Here is a 19,673-nt window from a genome sequence, read left to right on the forward strand (position 1 = left end):
TGAACCCACAGCCGACGGATCTGAGCGCGACAGCCCCGGCCAAGACCAAAACGCGCGACGTGATGCCGTACTTACATGGAGACGTTTTTATGCCAGCACACACCTTCGCATTCAACCTTTCGCCCCGGGGCCAATTGCGCTGGGCCATCGCCAGCCTGTTCCTGGCCGTCCACCTGCCCAGCGCCCTGGCCGGCGGCGTGGTGGTCGCCCCCGGCCCCGGCGGCACCGCGCAAGTGCAGACCCAGGGCGGAGTGCCCATCGTCAACATCGTCGCGCCCAACGGCTCGGGCCTGTCGCACAACCAGTTCCTGGACTACAACGTCGACCGCCAGGGCGTGGTGCTGAACAACGCCCTGCAGGCCGGGCAATCGCAGCTCGCCGGGCAACTGGCGGCCAACCCGCAACTGCAGGGCCAGGCCGCGAGCGTGATCCTCAACGAAGTGATCAGCCGCAACCCGTCGGCCATCAACGGCGCCCAGGAAATCTTCGGCCGCGCCGCCGATTACGTGCTGGCCAACCCCAACGGCATCTCGGTCAACGGCGGCAGTTTCATCAACGCACCGAACGCCAGCCTGGTGGTCGGCCGTCCGGAGCTGAACGACGGCAAGCTGCAATCGCTGAACACCCGCGACGCCAGCGGCCAGTTGCAGATCCAGGCCGGCGGCCTGCGCAACGGCGAAGGTTCGGTGAACCTGATCGCCCCGCGCATCGACAGCCAGGGCAACCTCAGCGCCCGTGACCAATTGAACGTCACCGTCGGACGCAACCAGGTGGATTACGCCAGCGGCCAGGTGAAGACCGTGGACCCGAGCGGCCACACCGCCGACCAGCGGATCGACGCCAGCCTGTTCGGCGCGATGCAGGCCGGGCGCATCAATATCGTCAGCACCGCCGAAGGCGCCGGCGTGAAGGTGGGGGCGGTGCAGGTGGCCGGGCGCGACGGCGTGCAGATCCGTTCGGCCGGCGACCTGAGCGTCAGCGGCCAGGCCGTCGCCGACAGCCTCGACGTGACCCGTGCCGGCATTCGCAGCAGCCAGGGCGATGTCGGCCTGCACAGCGGCAAGGACCTGACCCTGGCTGCCGCCGATGTCAGCGGCCGCGACGTGAAGGTCGACGCCAACCGCAACCTGACCCTCACCACCGTGGAAAGCCGCAAGCTCCAGGAACAGCGTGAGAACTGGAGCAACAACACCATCGGCATCACCTGGGAAACCTACGAACGCACCCGCACCGACAGCGATTCGCGCCAGCACGGCAGCCAGATCGTCGCCAGCCGCGATGCGCAACTGTCGTCCGGCAAGGACACCGAACTGAACGCCGCCAAGGTCGAAGCGACCGGTGACCTGAGCGTGCAGAGCGGCGGCGACCTGCGCCTGACGGCCGCCACCGAGCGCCACGTGCAGACCGACCAAGGCAAGCACCGCAAGCACCTGTGGAAGGCCGACTGGGACAGCAGCAGCGAGACCCAGCGCAGTGTCACCAGTCAATTGACGGGCGGCAACATCGCCCTGCAGACCGCCGCGCTGCTGCGCTCCGAAGGGGCAGAGCTGACCAGCCGGGGCGACCTGCAACTGGCCGGCAAACAAGTGGACATCACCACCGCCAGCCGCACCGACCGCAGCAGCGACAACCGCTACGCGGGCGATCTGGTGGGCGGCGGCTTCTTCGGCAAGACCGGCGACGCCGACAAGGGCCAGACCCGCCACCAGGGCAGCAAGGTCAACGCGAGCGGCAAACTGACGGTCAAGGCCGACGACGTGCGCATCAGCGCCAGTCAGGTGCGCGGCGGCACCGATGCCAGCGTGATCAGCGACAGCGGTTCGCTGATTGTCGATGGCGTGCAGGACACCTCCCACAGCAACAGCCACGACAAGGACAGCAAGTTCTTCGGCATCACCAAGGACGAGTCCCGGCAGAACGCCAAGGACAGCACCACGGTGCGCAGCGAACTGGTGTCCGACAGCAACCTCAAGCTCAAGAGCGCCAAGGACATCGAAGTCGCCGGCGCCTCGGTCAAGGCCGGTGGGGCGCTGACCGCCGACGCGGCGGGCGATGTGAACGTGAAGGCTGCGCAAGACACCCGCGAGCGCAGCGACAGCATCCAGACCCGCGGCTTCGACGCCTACGCCAAAGAGAACGCGCCGGACGCCGGGCAGTACCGCGCCGGCATTCATTACGAAGACAAGCAGAAGACCGTCACCGCCAACGATGTCAGCCAGCAGGGCGCAAGCCTCACCGGTGGCACCGTGCAGGTGAAGGCCGGCGGCGACCTGACGGTCAAGGGCGGCGAGGTGAAATCCACCGCAGGCGATACGACCCTCAGCGGCAAGAATGTGTCGCTGCTGGCGGAGCAGGACAGCCATCAGACCTCCACCGACACCGCCAACACCGGCGGCGGCTTCTACTACACCGGCGGCCTTGACCGCGCCGGCAGCGGCATCGACTTCGCCCGCGACACGGCGCACGACGCCACCCGCAAAACCACCGCGCAGACCACCGGCGTGCAGAGCAGCGGCGGCCTGACCATCAATGCCGGCACACTCGTCACCGAAGGCGCGCAGCTCAAGTCCGGCAACGGCCTGAACGTGGTCGCCAACGAGGTGGACAACCGTGCGGCCGGCAACACCTCCAGCAGCACCCACGACGAGAGCCACTGGTCGGCGGACATCGGCGCCAACGTCGAGTACAAGGACATCGCCCGGCCGGTCGTCGCAGCGGTCAAGGACGTGCTCGCCGGCAAGGTGCCGGACAAGGACGCCCTGAGCAACCTCGGGCAGCCGAACGTCGGCATCGATGTCGCAGTGGGCCACGCCAGCGCCGGCAAGACCGAGCAGGGCAGCACCGCCGTGGTCAGTCGCTTCGATGGCGCCACCGTGGACGTGAACGTCGCCGGCACGCTGAAGGACCAAGGCACCCAATACAACGCAAGCGCCGGCAAGGTGAACATCGGCGCGGACAAACTGGTGGCCGACGCGGCCGCCGATACCCGCAGCAGCAGCGACAAGGCGGTGGACGCCAAGGTCGATGTGCGCGTCTACACCAAGACCGGCGAAGACGTGAACGTCGCCGGCAGCGGCGCCGGCGGCAGCAGCCAGACTCGCAAGGACAGCGCCACGGCGGTGGTCGGCGGCTACGCTGGCAGCCAGGGCGTGAACATCAACGTGCGCGGCGACGCGCAGTTCGAGGGCAGCCGCTTCGACGGCGGCCAGGGCGGCGTCAGCGTCAAGACCGGCGGCGACCTGGCCCTGAACCAGGCCAACGACCGTCAGGGCAGCGACACTTCCAGCCTGCGCGGCAACGGCTCGCTGACCGTCGGCACCTTGCCGGGCACCGACGGCACCAACGTCGATCTCGGCGCCGGGTTCCAGCTCGACCACACCGGCAAGCAGGTCAACGACAGCCAGGCCCGTGTGGCGAGCGTCCAGGGCAACGGCCCTGTGCAGTTCACCAGCGGCGGCAACCAGGTCCAGCAAGGCGCGAAGATCGACAGCGCAGGCGCCATCGACCTGAAGGCCGGCGGCACCCTCGACCTGCAAGCGGCCACCGACACCCACGTCGCCACCGGCGGCAACCTCGGCGGCGGCCTGAAGGCGGGCGGCAGCAAGACCAGCAGCGAGAAGAGCCGCGATCAGGGTGGCAACCTCAGCGGCAACTTCAACATCGGCCGGGTGAACGAGAACACCCAGACCCTCAAGGGCGGCCAGCTTGACAGCCAGACCAGCATCGCCCTGAGCGGCGATTCGGTGCGCCAGCAAGGCACCCAGGTCGGCGCGCCGAGCGTGAGCCTCGACGCCGGCAAGGGCGGCATCGCGCTGGAATCCGCGCAGTCCAGCGACAGCCGCAACAACTGGAACGTCGCCCTGAACGCCGGCGGCAACCTCAGCCAAAGCACACCGACCGCCGCCGATGAGAAGGCCACCAGCGACCAAGGCTTCAACGCCGGGGCCAAGGTGGGCGTGGACTATGTTCAGGGCACCACGCAGCAGAACAGCCGGATCAAGGCCGATGCGGTGGTGTTGAACAGCGCGGGCGACGCCCGTCTGAGCGGTGCGCAGGTCGAGGGCAAGACCGTCGGCGGCAACGTTGCCGGTGACCTGACCGTCGAAAGCCGCCAGGACACGCAGAACCACGCCAAGGTCGATGTGGATCTGGGCCTGACCGGCAAGAAGAACCCGCCGAGCGACAAGAAGGAACTGGCCGGCACCGACTACAAGCCGACCCTCACCGCCCAGGGCGAATACGCCCACAAGGACAGCGTCGGCCAGGCGTCCGGCATCAGCGGCCAGCAAGGCGTGAACCTGAACGTCGGCGGCGCCACGCAACTGACCGGCGCGCGGGTCTCGGCGGCGGGCGGCCGGGTGCACCTGGGCGGCTCGCCGGTCGGCAAGACGGATCTGGACAACCGCGACTACGGGGTCAAGGCCGGCCTGACCCTGCCGCACAAGGCTGAAGAGAACGCACCGAAGGTCTCGGTTGAGAACGGCACGCTGAAAGCCGGCCCGGTCACCGTCAGCGGTCATTTCGACAGCCAGACGCTGCAGGCCGGCATCGACGAACGCGGCTGAAGCCCCCATGGTGGATGAGCCCTATCCACCGTCCAACCCTGCAGGAGCGAGCTTGCTCGCTCCTGCATTCTTCAGGCCTCAACCCAAACGACAAGCATGCCCCTGTGGGAGCGAGCCTGCTCGCGATGGCGTCGGACCAGTCACTGCAAAGGTGCCTGTTCCATCGCCATCGCGAGCAGGCTCGCTTCTACAGGGGGGCATGGTCTGGTCTGCGTCGATTTCTTCGCCCCCGCTGGAAAACCCGCAGGCCTGCAACTAGCGTGTGAGAACGGACGCTCACTGCAAGGGACTGACGGGGTGCAACGACATGGGCAAGAAGTTCGGCAACGGCTGGTGGATCGATGAAGGGGTGTTGATGTCCGACGAGCGCGCGACGGATCTCGAAGCCGCCGCCGGGCATTTTCCGGACGAATACGACCCGATGATCTTCCTTACCGGCGATGCCCACCGCGAGCCGCCGTTCCAATGGGCGGCGCAGGGCGTCTGGGCGAACTTCTTCGCACCGCTGATCGAAGACAACAAGATCGTCTGCCATGTCGAGCAGTACCCCAGGGCGGTCACCCGTGATTCGGTGCCGCCGCTGTTCGGCCCGGTGTTTGACCACGGCAAGGTGTTCGGCTGGGAGCATGCGGTGTTCCCGATCCTCGAAAACCTGATGAAGAACTACTACAACCGGGCGCAGGACTTTCCCGCCAACATCACCGTCGGGTTTGTCCGCGGTGCGTTGGGCGACAGCGCCAAGGTCGCGCAGATGGGTTTTCTGAAAACCGAGCATCAGGCGTTCGTGGACTTCGCCAAACCCTACGTCGAGGAAAAGACCGGCCTGAAGGCCATCTTCAGTTCCACCCCGTCGTCGACGACGCGGCTGTCGGCAACGGACGGCGCCAAGTTCAAGGAACTCTACTCGGCCTACGTGCGGGCCGGCATGGAGCTGCGCACGGGCATCCATCCTTACATCGCCCCCGCGATCCAGCGCCTGATCGACACCTACCGCGACCACATCCACCTGATCACCTGCGGTGACGCGCACCTGCTGGTCAATCCGCTTTATCAGTATCTGCATCCGCCGGAGGGGTGTTTCGGCATCGTCGATCCGGACCAGGGCAAAGGAACGGGCAAGATCAAGGCCAAATAGGGCGCATGCCGCCTCCCGTCGACAGGCCCAAGGAACGATTGCCGGGCGTAATACGAAACATTACTATTCACGCCACTTTCCTCAGCACGCCGCCATGATCCCCATGCTGCCCCGCAGACCCGGCTTTTTCGAGCATTACGAAGAGTTGATCGGCACCTGGACCCGTCGCCTGCGCAATCGTCAGCAGGCCGAGGACCTGGCGCACGACACCTTCGTGCGGGTGCTCGAAACCGATGCGGCGACAGTGCAGCAGCCACGGGCGTACCTGCACCAGACCGCACGCAACATCGCGGTGGACGGCTTTCGGCGTGAGGACCGACGGGGCGCCATGGAGTCGGAGGCGATCGATCTCAGTGAGTCGCCGACCGGCGACCCGGAGCATTACATGCATGCGATCCAGTTGGCCGATTCCATCGAGCGGGCGCTCGCGGAGCTGCCGGTCAACTGCCGGCGGATCTTCGTCTGGCAGAAGCTCGAAGGCCTGACCCAGGCGGAAATCGCCGAGCGCCTGGGGCTGTCCAGGAACATGGTGGAAAAGTATATGATCCGCACCCTGCGGCACCTGCGCGACCGTCTGGACGGGTTGCAGCCATGAGCGGGCGCCGTCATTCATCCCCGGCCAGACAGGACATTCCATGATGCAGACCCGTGATTGCGCGTGCGGGCAGGCAACGGTGCGCGATGAGGCGGCACGCTGGTTCGTGCGCCTGCAGGAGGCGGCCGTCAGCGTGGACGAGCGGCAGCGCTTCGACGCCTGGCTGAACGAACATGCCTCGCACCGCGACGAGTTCCTGTTGCTGCAAGGCGTGTGGACCGCCGCCGACCTGCTGCCGGCGCCACGCCTGAAGGCCTTGTGCGACGAGCCGCCGGCCCGCCGCGGGCGCCGGCCGGCGCTGCGCTATGCGGTGGCCGCCGGGGTGCTGGCGGTGGCGGTCGGGCTGGGGCTGTTCAGCGGGCTCACCCCACCGGCGGGCTACAGCGCCGAATTCGCGACGAAGACCGGCGAACGGCGGCATGTGGCGCTGCCTGACGGTTCGGTCGTCGACCTCGACAGCCGGAGTGCCTTGAAGGTGCGCTTTGAAAAGGATCGCCGCGTCGTCGAACTCACCGAAGGCGAGGCGATGTTCAGTGTCGAGCACGACACCTCGCGTCCGTTCGTGGTCGAGGCCGGCAGCGGCAAGGTCACGGTCACCGGCACCCGCTTCGACGTGCGCCGCGACCCGGCGCAGACCCGGGTCGCGGTGGAGCAGGGCACGGTCAAGGTGCAGGGCCGCAACGCGCCGGACAACGCCTTCGTCAGCCTGACCGCCGGCCTGGGCACCCATGTCGACGCCCAGGGCGCCGTCGCGCCGGCCTACGCGGTCAACCCGGCCGAGCTGACCGCCTGGCGCAGCGGCAAACTGGTGTTCAACAACGCCAGCCTGAGCGATGTGGCGGCGCAGGTGTCCCGTTACCGCGACAAGCCTCTGAAGGTCTCCGGCCCCGCCGTGGCCAACCTGCGCCTGACCAGCGTGTTCCGCACCGACAACACCGACGCCTTGCTCAAGGCCTTGCCGAACATCCTGCCGGTGGCCGTGCGCACGCTGGCCGACGGCAGCCAGGAAATAATTTCAAAATAAAATTCAGGTTTTTTTCGAGTTCATCGTCTTCCTGTTCAACTGCAACTGGTTTGCATTAACAGACGCATACACTTGCGATCCACAGGACTACGTTCGACGTGAAAAACACCAACGCCAACAACAAGAAATCCCCTTGGCTGCCGCTGGCCCTCGCGCTGGCGGTCAACGCTGCCGTGCCGCTGGCGTTCGCCGCCGATGTCATTCACATCCGCGCGCAGCCGCTGGGCCAGGCCCTGAGCGAATTGGGCCAGCAAACCTCGCTGCAAGTGTTTTTCAGTCCTGACCTGGTCGCCGGCAAACAGGCCCCGGCGGTGGACGGCAACCTCTCGCCGGAACAGGCCCTGCGCCAATTGCTGCAGGGCAGCGGCCTGGACTACCAGATCAACGAAGGCTCGGTGACGTTGTCACCGGCGCCGACGGCCGCCGCCAACGGTCCGCTGGAACTGGGCGTGACCGACATCAAGGTGGTCGGCGACTGGCTCGGCGACGCCGACGCCGCCGTGGTGCAGAACCACCCCGGCGCACGTACTGTGATCCGCCGCGAAGCGATGGTGGAGCAGGGCGCCATGAACGTCGGCGACGTGCTGCGCCGGGTGCCGGGCGTGCAGGTGCAGGAGGCCAACGGCACCGGCGGCAGCGACATCTCGCTGAACGTCGGCGTGCGCGGCCTGACCTCGCGCCTGTCGCCGCGCTCCACCGTGCTGATCGACGGCGTGCCGGCGGCCTTCGCCCCTTACGGCCAACCGCAGCTGTCGATGGCGCCGATCTCGTCGGGCAACCTCGACAGCATCGACGTGGTGCGCGGCGCCGGTTCCGTGCGCTACGGGCCGCAGAACGTCGGCGGCGTGATCAACTTCGTCACCCGCGCCATCCCCGAAAAGGCCACCGGTGAAATCGGCACGACGCTGGAGACCTCCCAGCACGGCGGCTGGAAACACATCGACACCGCCTTCCTGGGCGGTACCGCCGACAACGGCCTCGGCATGGCGCTGCTGTACTCCGGCGTCAACGGCAACGGTTACCGCGAGCGCAACAACGGCAACGACATCGACGACGTCATCCTCAAGACCCATTGGGCGCCGACCGAGCAGGACGATTTCAGCCTCAACTTCCACTACTACGACGCCAGCGCCGACATGCCCGGCGGCCTGACCCAGAAACAGTACGACGACAAGCCGTTCCAGTCCGACCGCGACTACGACGGCTTCAGCGGGCGGCGCAAGGACGTGTCGTTCAAGTGGATCCGCCAGATCGACGAGCGCACCCAGGCCGAAGTGCTGACCTACTATTCCGACAGCTTCCGCGGCAGCACCATCGCCGCCCGCGACCAGAAGACCCTCAGCTCGTTCCCGCGCTCCTACTACACGCTGGGCATCGAGCCGCGCGTGTCGCGGGTGTTCGACGTCGGCCCCACCACCCAGGAAGTCAGCGTCGGCTACCGCTACCTGAAAGAGGCCATGCACGAGCAGTCCAGCCGCCTGGCCCTGGTCAACAACCAGCCGGTGGTGACCAAGACCTCCGACGGCCACGTGTTCCAGGACCGCACCGGCGGCACCGAGGCCAATGCGGTGTACGTCGACAACAAGATCGACGTCGGCAACTGGACCGTGACGCCGGGCATCCGCTTCGAGCACATCAGCACCGACTGGCACGACCGCGCGGTGCTCGACACCGCCGGCAAGCGCGTGCCGGAGAAGAACCGCAGCATCGAAAGCAACGAGCCGCTGCCGGCCCTGAGCGTGATGTACCACCTGTCCGATGCGTGGAAGCTGTTCGCCAACTACGAGACCTCGTTCGGCAGCCTGCAGTACTTCCAGCTCGGCCAGGGTGGCTCGGGCGACCAGACCGCCAACGGCCTGAACCCGGAAAAGGCCAAGACCTACGAGATCGGCACCCGCTACAACGATGACGTGTGGGGCGGCGAGGTGACGCTGTTCTACATCGACTTCGACGACGAGCTGCAATACATCAGCAACGACGTGGGCTGGACCAACCTCGGCGCGACCAAGCACCAGGGCGTCGAAGCGTCCGTGCACTACGACATGGCCGCGCTGGACCCGCGCCTCGACGGCCTGACCGCCAACGCCGGCTTCACCTACACCCGGGCGACCTATGAAGGGGAGATCCCGGGCTTCAAGGGCCGAGACCTGCCGTTCTACTCGCGCCAGGTGGCCACCGTCGGCCTGCGTTACGACATCAACCGCTGGACCTACAACCTCGACGGTTTCGCCCAGTCCAAGCAGCGTTCGCCGGGCACCGGGGTCAACGCCGACGGCAGCTTCAGCGGCAACTACATCACCGAAGGCACGGCGGACGGGCAATACGGCGACATTCCGGGCTACGTGACCTGGAACGTGCGCGGCGGCTACGACTTCGGCGCGCAACTGTCGAACCTCAAGCTGGGCGCCGGGGTGAAGAACATCTTCGACAAGCAGTACTTCACCCGCTCCAGCGACAACAACTCGGGGATCTACGTGGGCACGCCGCATACGTTCTTCGTGCAGGCCAGCGTCGGCTTCTGACGACTCCCGCAGCGCCCCCGCTCCCCCTGTGGGAGCGGGCTTGTCCGCGATGACGGCGGCCCGTCCAGCACCTATGTGCCAGCCAGGCCGCTCGTTCAGACCTTCAGCACTTTGCCGCCGATCGCCACCGCCACCAGCAGCACCGCCATCAGACCGAAGGCGAAGCTCAGGCTGCTGCCGTGGGCGACGAACCCGATCACCGCAGGTCCCGCCAGAATCCCCGCATAGCCCAGGGTGGTGATGGCCGGCACCGCGATGCTTTCCGGCATCACCGTCTGCTTGCCCACCGCCGTGTACAGCACCGGCACGATGTTCGAGCAACCGGCCCCGACCAGCGCGTAACCGATCAGGGCCGCCTGCCAGGACGGCGCGAACGTGGCCAGGAACAGGCCCGCCGCCGCGGTCAGCCCGCCGACCAGGATCACTCGCGTCGCCCCCAGGCGCCGGACGATGCGGTCGCCGGTGAGGCGGCCTGCCGTCATGGTCAGGGCGAACGCGGCGTAGCCCAGGCCCGCGTAGGCCTTGTCGATGCCGCGTTCCTCGGCCAGGAACACCGCGCTCCAGTCCAGCGCAGCGCCTTCGGTGAGGAACACGATGAAGCACATGCCGCCGATGAACAGGACGATGCCGTGGGGCACCGCAAACGCCGGCCCCGAGCTTTCGCTGCCGTAGGGCAGCATGTGCGGCACGGCCTTGAACAGGGACGCGACCAGCAGCGCGACCACCACCAGCATCGCCGCCAGCGGCGACAGGCCGAGGCCCAGCAAGCCGCTGACCCCCGCCGCGCCGACGATGCCACCGAGGCTGAACAGGCCGTGGAACCCGGACATCATGTTTTTCCCGCTGGCCCGCTCGACGATCACCGCTTGCAGGTTCACCGTCGAGTCCACCGTGCCCAGCCCGGCGCCGAACATGAACAGCGTGGCGATCAGCGCCGGAACCGACGACACCGTCGCCAGCAACGGCAACGCCGCGCAGATCAGCAGCGTGCCGCCGGTGGCCACCTTGCGGCAGCCGAACCGGGTGGCCAGGATGCCCGCCAGCGGCATCGCCAGGATCGACCCCACCCCCAGGCACAGCAGCAACAGGCCCAGCGTGCCTTCGTCGAGCCCGGCCCGGGCCTTGGCGTACGGCACCAGCGGCGCCCACGCCGCGATGCCGAGGCCGGCGATGAAGAAGGCGATGCGGGTGGACATCTGTTGCAGGCGTCCGGGAACGAAAGCGGCTTGGGCGTTGAGGTCGGTCATGGGAATCCTTGGCAGAATCGTTACAGCAGGCGGACATCCTTGCACAGTGAGCCCGCAGGCGCGAGCAGGCGCGCGCCCACACGAGGTACAGTGGTGCCTTTGAACCATCCAGGGATCGACCGATGACGCCGCTTTACGATGCACGGGGCAACCTTTACGCCGTCGTTTCACCCAAGGCGCTGCGGGACGCCGGCGTGCCGTTGCCCGCCACGGCGCAAGATTGCGCGGCGTCGCGGCCGTCGTGGAGCCGCGCTGCGGTGGCGGCCTGCTGCGAGTGGCCCGACGGCGAGCGTCCGGCGGGGGCCAAGGCGCACCGCAGCGATGGTTTGCTGATCGGTCCGTTCCAGTCCGCGCCGCCGTTCGACCTGCTGATCGTCAACACCGACGGCTCGTTGGCCGAGCGCAGCGGCAACGGCCTGACGATCTTTTCCCAGGCGCTGCTCGAACAAGGCCTGATGCCGCAAGAGGGGGCGTTGCTGCGGGTGCACCATGACAAGCAGGACGCGGTCTCGCCTGTGGCCACCTCGGTCAAACCGGCGCAGGTCGAAGCCGTGCAAGGCTTCTGGCTGGACCTAGGCCGGCCAAGCTTCGGCCCGGCGGCGGTGGGCGCGCAAGGCGTCGAAACGGTGATGTTCGAGGGCCGCGAACTCAGCCGGGTCGAACCGCTGGCACGCCTCGATCCGGCCTGGGGCCGCAGCCAGTTCGTGCGCATCGGCAATCCCCATGGCGTCACGCTGGTGGCCGACGGGGCGCACCTGCCGGACAACGAACAACTGCGCGATGCGCCGCTGAACGAGCCCCTGACCCGGATCGCCTACGCCATGCCCGAAGGGGCCGGCCAACCCTGTCCGGCCGGGGTCAACCTGCAATGGGCGCAGCGCGGCGGCGAACAGCGTGTCATCGCACGGGTGTTCGAGCGCGGCGAAGGCCCCACGGCGTCCTCCGGCACCAGCGCCAGCGCGGTGGCGTGCGCGGCCTGGCGGGTCGGTTGGGTGAAGGCAGGGCAGGTGCAGGTGGTGATGCCCGGCGGCACGGCGCCGGTGCTGCTGGAGGCGTGCGGCGACGAGTTGACGGGCGTGCGCCTGTTCGGCACTGCGCACGCCCGGGCTTGATGCCGGCCCGGAAGAGTGGCCGGCCGTTTCAGTGGGCCTTGAACAAGGCGACGCTCACGACGGTTTCGCCTTCCACGTTCAGGTGAAGCAAGGCTTGCGGATCAGTGTCGATGCCGTCGAAGCACTCGACCACGACGGCGCTCGCTGAGGTGGCAAACAACGCCAGGCGTTCGGCCCGGCACAGATGACGCTTGACCGCCTCGCTGACCGGCATCGGCGGACGGCCCTCGCGCACCAACCCGCAGAATGCCAGGGCAACTTCGCGGGGAGGAGCGGGTGGAGGCGACGGCAGGCCCGCGTCGGCAAACAGGCGGTTGAGCTGGTCGGCGGCGCTCACTGCCCGGGGGAAACCGGCGAAGGCCGAGGCCTGCAAAAGCACCTCCGTCAGTTCGCCGGGCGCGAGGCCGGAGGCCAGGCCAGTCTTGAGGTGCACGCTCAACGGCGGCCCGACCATGCCGGACGCCACGATCGCCGCAAACGACACCGCTTCGCGCAAGCGGGGATCCAGGCCCGGCCGGGCGTGCAGGTGCCCGTACACCACGCCGACCGCCAGCTCACCCAAGGCGGGTGCGGTATGGAACAGTGCATCGAGGCGGGATCCGCCATCGGGCACCAGGTCGATGAATGTGTGGCGGCCTTCGCAGTAGAGCGTGGCCATGGGATCGGAAGGGGAGTGATGATTCATGTCGCGTCCTCACGTTCGAATGAGGATGGCAGCAGAGCAACTTCGCACAAATTACGGCATGACACGGCGTCCATCGGGAGATCGGCGCCGGGATGGCGCCGATCCCTGAACCTTAGACGAATTCCACCACCGGCATCTGCCGCTTCATCAGCACCTTGCCCCCGCGGATCGAATACAGCGGCAGGCCCTGGCTGCGGATCACTTCGTAGTCGCTGTCCGCCGACAGGATCAGCAGGTTCGCCGGCCGCCCAGGCTCCAGCCCGTAGCGTTCGCCCAGGTGCAGGGCCTTGGCGCTGTTGTCGGTCACCAGGTCCAGGGCGTTCTGCAGGTTGCGGTAGCCGAGCATGTGGCAGATGTGCAGCCCGGCCTCCAGCACCCGCAGGATGTTGCCGTTGCCCAGCGGATACCACGGATCGACGATCGAGTCCTGGCCGAAGCAGACGTTCATACCCGCCTCCAGCAGTTCGTTGACCCGGGTCACGCCCCGGCGTTTGGGGAAGGTGTCGAAGCGCCCCTGCAAGTGGATGCTCTCGGTCGGGCAGGAGACGAAACTGATGCCCGAGTGCCCGAGCAGGCGGAACAGCTTGGCGCAGTAGGCGTTGTCGTAGGAACCCATGGCCGTGGTGTGGCTGGCGCTGACCCGGGCGCCCATGCCGCGGCTGCGGGCCTCTTCGGCCAGCACTTCGAGAAAGCGCGAATGCGGGTCGTCGGTCTCGTCGCAGTGCACGTCCACCAGGCAGCCGGTGCGCTCGGCCAGGTCCATCAAAAACTTCACCGAGCTCACGCCCTGGTCGCGGGTGTACTCGAAATGCGGAATGCCGCCGACCACGTCGGCGCCCAGGCGGATGGCTTCTTCCATCAGGTCGCGACCGTTGCGAAACGACTCGATGCCTTCCTGGGGGAACGCGACGATCTGCAGATCCACCAGGTGACGGTTTTCCTCGCGCACCTCCAGCATCGCCTTGAGCGCGGTGAGCTGCGGGTCGGTGACGTCGACATGGGTGCGCACATGCTGGATGCCGTGGGCGGCCAGGGCCTGGAGGGTTTTTCCGGCGCGGGTCTTGGTGTCTTCGAAGGTGATGGTGGCCTTGCGTTCGCCCCAGCATTCGATGCCTTCGAACAGCGTGCCGCTCATGTTCCAGCGCGGCTCGCCGGCGGTCAGGGTAGCGTCGAGGTGGATGTGCGGTTCGACGAACGGCGGCACCACCAGGTTGCCGCCGGCATCGAGGTCGTCGGGGCCCAAAGTGGGGGCTTCGGTCTGGCGGGCGACGCTGCGGATCAGGCCGTCTTCCAGGTGCAGTGCGTGCAGGCCTTCCTGGTTGCGCAAGCGGGCGTTGATGATGTGCATCGGCTCATCCTTTTCATGGATCGGGTGCGGTCACTGCGTCGTACCTTAGCGCAATACCCGCCCCTGCTGGGACATCAGAGAAAACGCAGCAGGGCCGCGACGATGGCCTCCGGGGCATCTTCCTGGACCAGGTGCCCGGCGTTCGGGATGGCGTGGAACCGCGATCCGGGAATCATCCCGTGCAACGCCCGGCCGCGCTCGATGGGGATCCACTGATCGTCCTCGCCCCAGAGGATCTGCACCGGGCAGCGGATCGTCGGGTACAGGTCCTGCACCTGGCGGGTGTAGCGCTCGTCCATCTGCGCGATCTGTCGGTAGAACGCCGCCTGGCCCGGATCGCCGAGCCAGGGCTGCACGTAGGGGGCGAGTTCGTCGTCGGGCATGTCGCGGTGGACGGCGCCACGGATGTAGGCCGGAACGACGGCCCGCTGAATGTAGTCGGGCAGGCCGCTGAACGCGGCCTCATGCTGGCGCACGTGCTGGACGAACGGCGAGCCCCAGGGCGACAGCGCGACCGGGTCGATCAGCGTCAGGGTGCGGTACTCCTTGCCGTTGAGCAGGTGCGCGCGCAGGGCGGTGGCGCCGCCGAAGTCGTGGGCCACCACGTCCGGACGTTGCAGGTTCCAGTGATCCAGCAATTGCGCCAGCAGTTCGTTCTGCACCCCGAGGGACACGTCGGCGTCAGGCTTTTCGGACTGCCCGTAGCCCAGCAGGTCGAAGCAGTGCACCCGGTGAGTCCTGTAGAAGTGCGGGGCGATGCGGTGCCATACATAGGACGAAAACGGGGTGCCGTGCACGAACACCAGCGGCGGCCCGTCGCCGCGGACGGCATGGCGAACGCCTCGCCCGTTGAAGTCAAAGACCTGATCCAGCAGCCAGTCCGTCATGGGTCTGTCCTCTTGGCGGGTTGAGCCAAAAAGCATAGGCACAAAAAAACCACCGTTCCCGGTGGTTTTTTTAGGCCGCTGGGCTCACTCGCCGCGGTAGATGCAGCCGCTGGTGCAGGTCTCGTGGATGCGGATCGCGCTGAGTTCCGGCAGCAGGGGCTTGAGCTCGTTCCAGATGAACTTGGCCAGCACTTCGCTGGTCGGGTTCTCAAGGCCCGGGATGTCGTTCAGGTAGTTGTGGTCCAGGCGCTCGTACAGCGGCTTGAAGATCGCCTTGATCTCGGAGAAGTCGCGGATCCAGCCGGTGTGCGGATCGATGTCGCCGCTCAGGTGGATGGCCACCTTGAACGAATGGCCGTGCAGGCGTCCGCACTTGTGGCCGTCCGGCACGTGGGGCAGGCGGTGGGCGGATTCGAACGTAAATTCCTTGAAGATTTCCACGGTGATGTCGGCTCTGTTCAGATGGCGTCGCGTCAGCGATTCGGGCAGGCGGCGAGTTTACCAGCTTGTCTGCGGCCGTGCGGCAAAACGCTGACTAAAGGGTCAGCAGGCGTTCGGCGAGGCGACCGTTGGCGGCCAGTTCGAGAAACTCGTCGCCCAGCCGCCGGCTTTCGTCCATCGCCGCGCGCCAGTATTTCTGCCGGGCGGGCGCATCGCCCATGAAGCGCTTGAAGTCGTTGCGGTCCGGCAGCTTGCCGTAGGGCAGGCGCGCCAGGTATTCCTTCGACGGGGCGAGCAGCAGCACGTCTTGCAGGCGCTGGGTCGACGCCCGGCGCCAAGGCAGGGTCTTGTCGAACCAGCCGGGGATGACCCGGTCGGTGAAGTGCGGATACAGCACGATGCCGTCGCCGCTGTAGGGCAGGTCGAGGTGATAGTCCAGCAGGCCGCCGTCGCGGAACGTGCCGGCGCCGGCTCCCGGCAGGTCGCGCACACCCTCCATCACCATCGGGATCGAGCCCGAGGCCAGCAGCGCCTGGCGCAGGTTGCCGGCGTCCAGGGCGATGAAGCGCGACGGGAAGTCGTTCAGCGCCTCCACCGGCGGCGCCAGGCGCGGGTCGTGGATGATCAGCCGCTCGAAGTGCCGCGCCAGCCGCGCCCGGCCGCGCAGGTTGTCGGCGATCACCGAGCCCAGCGCCAGGCCCAGCCGGCCGCGGTGATCGTCCGCCAGCCGGCCGTGGCTTTTGACCACCATGATGTTGAGGCGGTAGTGGGGGTTGTCGAGCAGGCGCGCGTCGCGGCCGTCGAGCAGGTCGTCGAGCATGCGCCGGGAACTGCGGCTGACCTCGGTGACGGTGACGCCCTTGTTGAAGTTTTGCTCGGTGTACAGGTGACCGAGACGGCGGATGCCTTCGGCGGCGTCCGGCAGGCAGGCGCTGGCGAAGCGCCAGGAACCCACCGACGCACCGATCAGCGAGCGCTCCCGGGGCGCCGCCGGCAGCCATTCGCCGAACAGTGCCAGATCCAGCCCCTGGATCCCCAGCGCCTTCGGCCCGCCGGCGGCGCCGGGCAGGGTGCCGACGTCGGCGGCGCTCAGGCCCCGGGCGCGGATGCGCGCCATGGCCCGGGGGCCGGCCTTGAGGGTGAGGGCGGGGAACTTGATGTGGATGGCGGTCATGTCGGCCTCGGTCGATGGCGAGCGGGGATTATAGAGCCACTGCGAACCCTGTGGGAGCTGGCTTGCCAGCGATGACGGAAGGACAGTCACTGCGATGTCGCACGCAGAATCGCTATCGCTGGCAAGCCAGCTCCCACAGGAAGTCCCGCAGGAGGTCGTGTCGGGCAGGGCAATGATGGCCATTCAGTTTCAATTAAGTTCACCCCGCTAAGGTGACGCCCCGCAGCACATAAAAATACGGAGACACCCCATGAAGACCCTGACTGCCCTGTCCATCGCCTCGATCATCGGCCTGACCGCGAGCCTCGCCCACGCCCGCGACCTTGGTCCCGATGAGGCCCTTCGCCTGCGCGACGCTGGTACTATCCAGTCTTTCGAGAAGCTCAACGCCGCAGCGCTGGCCAAACACCCAGGTTCGACGGTCACCGACACCGAGCTGGAAGAGAAGTACGGCAAGTACCTCTACCAGATCGAACTGCGCGATCCGCAGGGCCAGGCGTGGGACATGGAACTGGACGCGGTCAGCGGGCAAGTGCTCAAGGATCATCAGGACACGTAATGAAGCCGTATTTTCTGCATCCGCGCGTCGGGAGCCGTCTGGCCCTGGCGCTGTTGGCGTTCTGCTCGCTGGCGGCGGCCCGCGACCTCGACCAGGACGAGGCCCTGCGCCTGCGCCAGCAGGGCGTGATCCTGCCGCTGGAACAGGTGCTGCAACAAGCGCTGGACCGCTATCCCGGCGCCAAGCTGCTGGAGGTCGAGCTGGAAGAGAAGCACGACGTCTATGTTTATGAAGTCGAGCTGCTGACGGTCGAAGGGGTGGCCCGCGAGCTGCACCTCAAGGCCGACACCGGGCAACTGATCAAAGACAAGGAAGATTGACCGATGCGTCTGCTATTGGTGGAAGACCACGTACCGTTGGCCGATGAACTGCTCGCCGGCCTGCAGCGCCAGGGCTATGCGGTCGATTGGCTGGCGGACGGGCGCGATGCGGTCTATCAGGGCGGCAGCGAGCCCTATGACCTGATCGTCCTCGACCTCGGCCTGCCCGGCGTGCCGGGGCTGGAGGTGCTGGCGCAGTGGCGGGCCGGCGGCCTGGCCGTGCCGGTGCTGATCCTCACGGCCCGGGACTCCTGGGCCGAGCGCATCGAAGGCCTGAAGGCCGGGGCCGACGACTACCTGACCAAGCCGTTCCATCCGGAAGAACTGTTCCTGCGCATCCAGTCGCTGCTGCGCCGCTCCAAGGGCCAGGCCAACCAGCCGACCCTCAAGGCCGCCGGCCTGCACCTGGACGAAGGCCGCCAGTGCGTCACCCGCGACGGCGCCGACATTCAGCTGACCGCCGCCGAATTCCGCCTGCTGCGCTATTTCATGCTCCATCCGCAGCAGATCCTGTCCAAGAGCCACCTTGCCGAACACCTCTACGACGGCGAGACCGAGCGCGATTCCAACGTGCTGGAAGTCCACGTCAACCACTTGCGGCGCAAGCTCGGCAAGAGCGTGATCGAAACCCGCCGCGGCCAGGGTTACCTGTTCGGCGGGCAGGCTTCGTGAGGTCGATCCAGCGGCGCCTGAGCCTGGGCCTGATCAGCGTGATGGTGATCGTCGGCCTGGTGCTGGCGCAGGTCAGCCTGTGGCTGTTCGAAGTGGGCCTGCAGCGTTACCTCGAAGCCGGCCTGCGCAACGACAGCGAAAGCCTGCTGGTGGCGCTGGTGCGCGGCCCGCAGGGCTTGCAGCTGGATGAGCGGCATCTGTCGCCGGCCTATCAGCGGCCGTTCTCCGGGCATTATTTCCGCATCGACTTCGCCGACAGCCACTGGCGCTCGCGCTCGCTGTGGGATCAGGATCTGCCGCTGCTGGATCACCCCGGCCTGCACAGCAACCTGCAACTGGGCCCCGGCGGCCAGCAGTTGCTGGTGCTGCGCTCGGACTACCGGCGCCTGGGCCAGTCGATCTCCATCAGCGTCGCCCAGGACTACACCCCGGTGCGCGAGAGCTTCCGGCGCATGCGCCAGGTCGGGCTCGGGCTCGGGCTGGCCGGCCTGTTGCTGATCCTGTTGCTGCAACGGCTCACCGTGCGCCGGGCCCTGCGCCCGCTGGAAACGGCACGGGAACAGATCGCCCAGTTGCAGCAGGGCCAGCGCTCGCAGCTCGACGAGCAAGTGCCGACCGAGCTGGAACCCCTGGTGGCGCAGATCAACCATTTGCTGGCCCACACCGAAGACAGTCTCAAACGCTCGCGCAACGCCTTGGGCAACCTCGGTCATGCGCTGAAGACGCCGCTGGCGGTGCTGCTGAGCTTGGCCTCAAGCGAACGGCTCGACGGGGACCCGCAGCTGCGCAAGATGCTCACCGAGCAACTTGCGCAGGTGCAGCAGCGGCTCAACCGCGAGTTGAACCGTGCGCGGCTGTCCGGCGATGCGCTGCCGGGGGCGCTGTTCGATTGCGGTGCGGAGCTGCCGGGCCTGCTGGCGACGTTGAACATGATCCACGGCGAACACCTGGCGTTGAGCTTCACGGCGCCTGCGGGCCTGCAACTGCCGTGGGACCGGGAAGACTTGCTGGAACTGCTCGGCAACCTGCTGGACAACGCCTGCAAATGGGCCGACGCCGAGGTGCGCCTGAGCGTGGTCGAGTCGGCGGGTGGTTTTTTGCTGAACGTCGAGGACGACGGCCCAGGCATCCCCGAGGCCCAGCGCGATCAGGTGTTCAGCCGCGGCACCCGGCTGGATGAGCAGACCGACGGCCATGGCCTGGGGCTGGGGATCGTGCGGGACATCGTCGAGGCCTGGGGCGGGACGCTGGCGTTGCGCGAGAGCGAGTGGGGCGGGTTGAGCGTGGTGATCGAACTGCCCAAGCGCTGAGGGCAGGCGGGAGCTGCGGCGGCGCCTTTACCGACGCCATCGCTGGCAAGCCAGCTCCCACAGTGTTTTGCGGTGTG

The 19,673-nt window shown here is 67.3% G+C and carries 16 protein-coding genes; 10 read left to right on the forward strand and 6 right to left on the reverse strand.

Annotated elements, in window-relative coordinates:
• Positions 1-89: 89 nt before the first annotated feature.
• The 5 genes from CAG41_RS21340 to CAG41_RS21360 all read left to right on the forward strand — a co-directional run bounded on the left by CAG41_RS21340 (position 90) and on the right by CAG41_RS21360 (position 9,841).
• Positions 90-4,565, forward strand: a complete 4,476-nt coding sequence (locus tag CAG41_RS21340; protein ID WP_085707453.1) for a hemagglutinin repeat-containing protein — start codon at positions 90-92, stop codon at positions 4,563-4,565.
• Positions 4,566-4,872: 307 nt separating this feature from the next.
• Entirely contained in the window at positions 4,873-5,700 is an 828-nt protein-coding gene (locus tag CAG41_RS21345; RefSeq protein ID WP_085707454.1) for a hypothetical protein, read from the forward strand.
• Between the two features lie 94 nt (positions 5,701-5,794).
• The gene (locus CAG41_RS21350; protein ID WP_085577512.1) at positions 5,795-6,295 is read left to right on the forward strand and encodes a sigma-70 family RNA polymerase sigma factor; all 501 of its coding nucleotides are present in this window, start codon (positions 5,795-5,797) and stop codon (positions 6,293-6,295) included.
• Positions 6,296-6,335: 40 nt separating this feature from the next.
• Positions 6,336-7,319: a FecR family protein gene (locus CAG41_RS21355; RefSeq protein WP_085577511.1), complete on the forward strand. Its 984-nt coding sequence runs from the start codon at positions 6,336-6,338 to the stop codon at positions 7,317-7,319.
• 98 nt (positions 7,320-7,417) lie between these two features.
• A complete protein-coding gene (locus tag CAG41_RS21360; RefSeq protein WP_085707455.1) occupies positions 7,418-9,841 on the forward strand; it encodes a TonB-dependent receptor in 2,424 nt (807 codons plus the stop codon).
• 95 nt (positions 9,842-9,936) lie between these two features.
• Here the strand turns inward: CAG41_RS21360 and CAG41_RS21365 are convergent, their stop codons facing one another.
• Positions 9,937-11,088, reverse strand: a complete 1,152-nt coding sequence (locus tag CAG41_RS21365; protein ID WP_085631432.1) for an MFS transporter — start codon at positions 11,086-11,088, stop codon at positions 9,937-9,939.
• Positions 11,089-11,210: 122 nt separating this feature from the next.
• Here CAG41_RS21365 and CAG41_RS21370 point away from each other — a divergent pair, with 122 nt between their 5' ends.
• A complete protein-coding gene (locus tag CAG41_RS21370) occupies positions 11,211-12,200 on the forward strand; it encodes a diaminopimelate epimerase (protein WP_085707456.1) in 990 nt (329 codons plus the stop codon).
• 28 nt (positions 12,201-12,228) lie between these two features.
• Here CAG41_RS21370 and CAG41_RS21375 read toward each other — a convergent pair whose 3' ends face one another.
• The 5 genes from CAG41_RS21375 to CAG41_RS21395 all read right to left on the reverse strand — a co-directional run bounded on the left by CAG41_RS21375 (position 12,229) and on the right by CAG41_RS21395 (position 16,735).
• Positions 12,229-12,885 carry a carboxymuconolactone decarboxylase family protein gene (locus CAG41_RS21375; protein ID WP_085707457.1) on the reverse strand — a complete coding sequence of 219 codons (657 nt, stop codon included), beginning with the start codon at positions 12,883-12,885 and terminating at the stop codon, positions 12,229-12,231.
• Positions 12,886-12,997: 112 nt separating this feature from the next.
• Positions 12,998-14,233: a cytosine deaminase gene (gene codA, locus CAG41_RS21380; protein ID WP_085577506.1), complete on the reverse strand. Its 1,236-nt coding sequence runs from the start codon at positions 14,231-14,233 to the stop codon at positions 12,998-13,000.
• Between the two features lie 74 nt (positions 14,234-14,307).
• On the reverse strand, positions 14,308-15,120 hold the full coding sequence (locus CAG41_RS21385; protein ID WP_085631438.1) for an alpha/beta fold hydrolase: 813 nt from the start codon (positions 15,118-15,120) through the stop codon (positions 14,308-14,310).
• 84 nt (positions 15,121-15,204) lie between these two features.
• On the reverse strand, positions 15,205-15,561 hold the full coding sequence (gene queD, locus CAG41_RS21390) for a 6-carboxytetrahydropterin synthase QueD (protein ID WP_085577504.1): 357 nt from the start codon (positions 15,559-15,561) through the stop codon (positions 15,205-15,207).
• Between the two features lie 94 nt (positions 15,562-15,655).
• Positions 15,656-16,735, reverse strand: coding sequence for a hypothetical protein (locus CAG41_RS21395; protein ID WP_085577503.1), 1,080 nt, complete (start codon positions 16,733-16,735; stop codon positions 15,656-15,658).
• A gap of 250 nt (positions 16,736-16,985) precedes the next feature.
• On the opposite strand from CAG41_RS21395, the gene CAG41_RS21400 reads away from it, so the two are divergent.
• From CAG41_RS21400 to CAG41_RS21415, 4 genes are read left to right on the forward strand one after another with little or no spacing between them, the layout of a single operon-like run.
• Positions 16,986-17,294: a PepSY domain-containing protein gene (locus CAG41_RS21400; RefSeq protein ID WP_085577502.1), complete on the forward strand. Its 309-nt coding sequence runs from the start codon at positions 16,986-16,988 to the stop codon at positions 17,292-17,294.
• Entirely contained in the window at positions 17,294-17,614 is a 321-nt protein-coding gene (locus tag CAG41_RS21405; protein ID WP_085577501.1) for a PepSY domain-containing protein, read from the forward strand. Before CAG41_RS21400 ends, CAG41_RS21405 begins: the two co-directional genes overlap by 1 nt.
• A 3-nt stretch (positions 17,615-17,617) precedes the next feature.
• Complete coding sequence (locus CAG41_RS21410) at positions 17,618-18,286, forward strand: response regulator transcription factor (protein ID WP_085577500.1); 669 nt, start codon at positions 17,618-17,620, stop codon at positions 18,284-18,286.
• A complete protein-coding gene (locus CAG41_RS21415) occupies positions 18,283-19,596 on the forward strand; it encodes a sensor histidine kinase (RefSeq protein ID WP_085707458.1) in 1,314 nt (437 codons plus the stop codon). Before CAG41_RS21410 ends, CAG41_RS21415 begins: the two co-directional genes overlap by 4 nt.
• Positions 19,597-19,673 lie beyond the last annotated feature (77 nt).

This window comes from Pseudomonas sp. B35(2017), assembly GCF_002113645.1.
In the GTDB taxonomy this organism is placed as follows: Bacteria; Pseudomonadota; Gammaproteobacteria; order Pseudomonadales; family Pseudomonadaceae; genus Aquipseudomonas; species Aquipseudomonas ekonensis.

Excerpts from the sequence above, each read along its gene's own strand:
- CAG41_RS21410 (WP_085577500.1), top strand. The coding sequence starts at position 17,618 with ATGCGTCTGCTATTGGTGGAAGACCACGTACCGTTGGCCGATGAACTG.
- CAG41_RS21400 (WP_085577502.1), top strand. The coding sequence starts at position 16,986 with ATGAAGACCCTGACTGCCCTGTCCATCGCCTCGATCATCGGCCTGACC.
- CAG41_RS21385 (WP_085631438.1), bottom strand. The coding sequence starts at position 15,120 with ATGACGGACTGGCTGCTGGATCAGGTCTTTGACTTCAACGGGCGAGGC.
- CAG41_RS21375 (WP_085707457.1), bottom strand. The coding sequence starts at position 12,885 with ATGAATCATCACTCCCCTTCCGATCCCATGGCCACGCTCTACTGCGAA.
- CAG41_RS21405 (WP_085577501.1), top strand. The coding sequence starts at position 17,294 with ATGAAGCCGTATTTTCTGCATCCGCGCGTCGGGAGCCGTCTGGCCCTG.
- CAG41_RS21350 (WP_085577512.1), top strand. The coding sequence starts at position 5,795 with ATGATCCCCATGCTGCCCCGCAGACCCGGCTTTTTCGAGCATTACGAA.
- CAG41_RS21370 (WP_085707456.1), top strand. The coding sequence starts at position 11,211 with ATGACGCCGCTTTACGATGCACGGGGCAACCTTTACGCCGTCGTTTCA.
- CAG41_RS21395 (WP_085577503.1), bottom strand. The coding sequence starts at position 16,735 with ATGACCGCCATCCACATCAAGTTCCCCGCCCTCACCCTCAAGGCCGGC.
- CAG41_RS21365 (WP_085631432.1), bottom strand. The coding sequence starts at position 11,088 with ATGACCGACCTCAACGCCCAAGCCGCTTTCGTTCCCGGACGCCTGCAA.
- CAG41_RS21340 (WP_085707453.1), top strand. The coding sequence starts at position 90 with ATGCCAGCACACACCTTCGCATTCAACCTTTCGCCCCGGGGCCAATTG.
- CAG41_RS21355 (WP_085577511.1), top strand. The coding sequence starts at position 6,336 with ATGATGCAGACCCGTGATTGCGCGTGCGGGCAGGCAACGGTGCGCGAT.
- codA (WP_085577506.1), bottom strand. The coding sequence starts at position 14,233 with ATGCACATCATCAACGCCCGCTTGCGCAACCAGGAAGGCCTGCACGCA.
- CAG41_RS21345 (WP_085707454.1), top strand. The coding sequence starts at position 4,873 with ATGGGCAAGAAGTTCGGCAACGGCTGGTGGATCGATGAAGGGGTGTTG.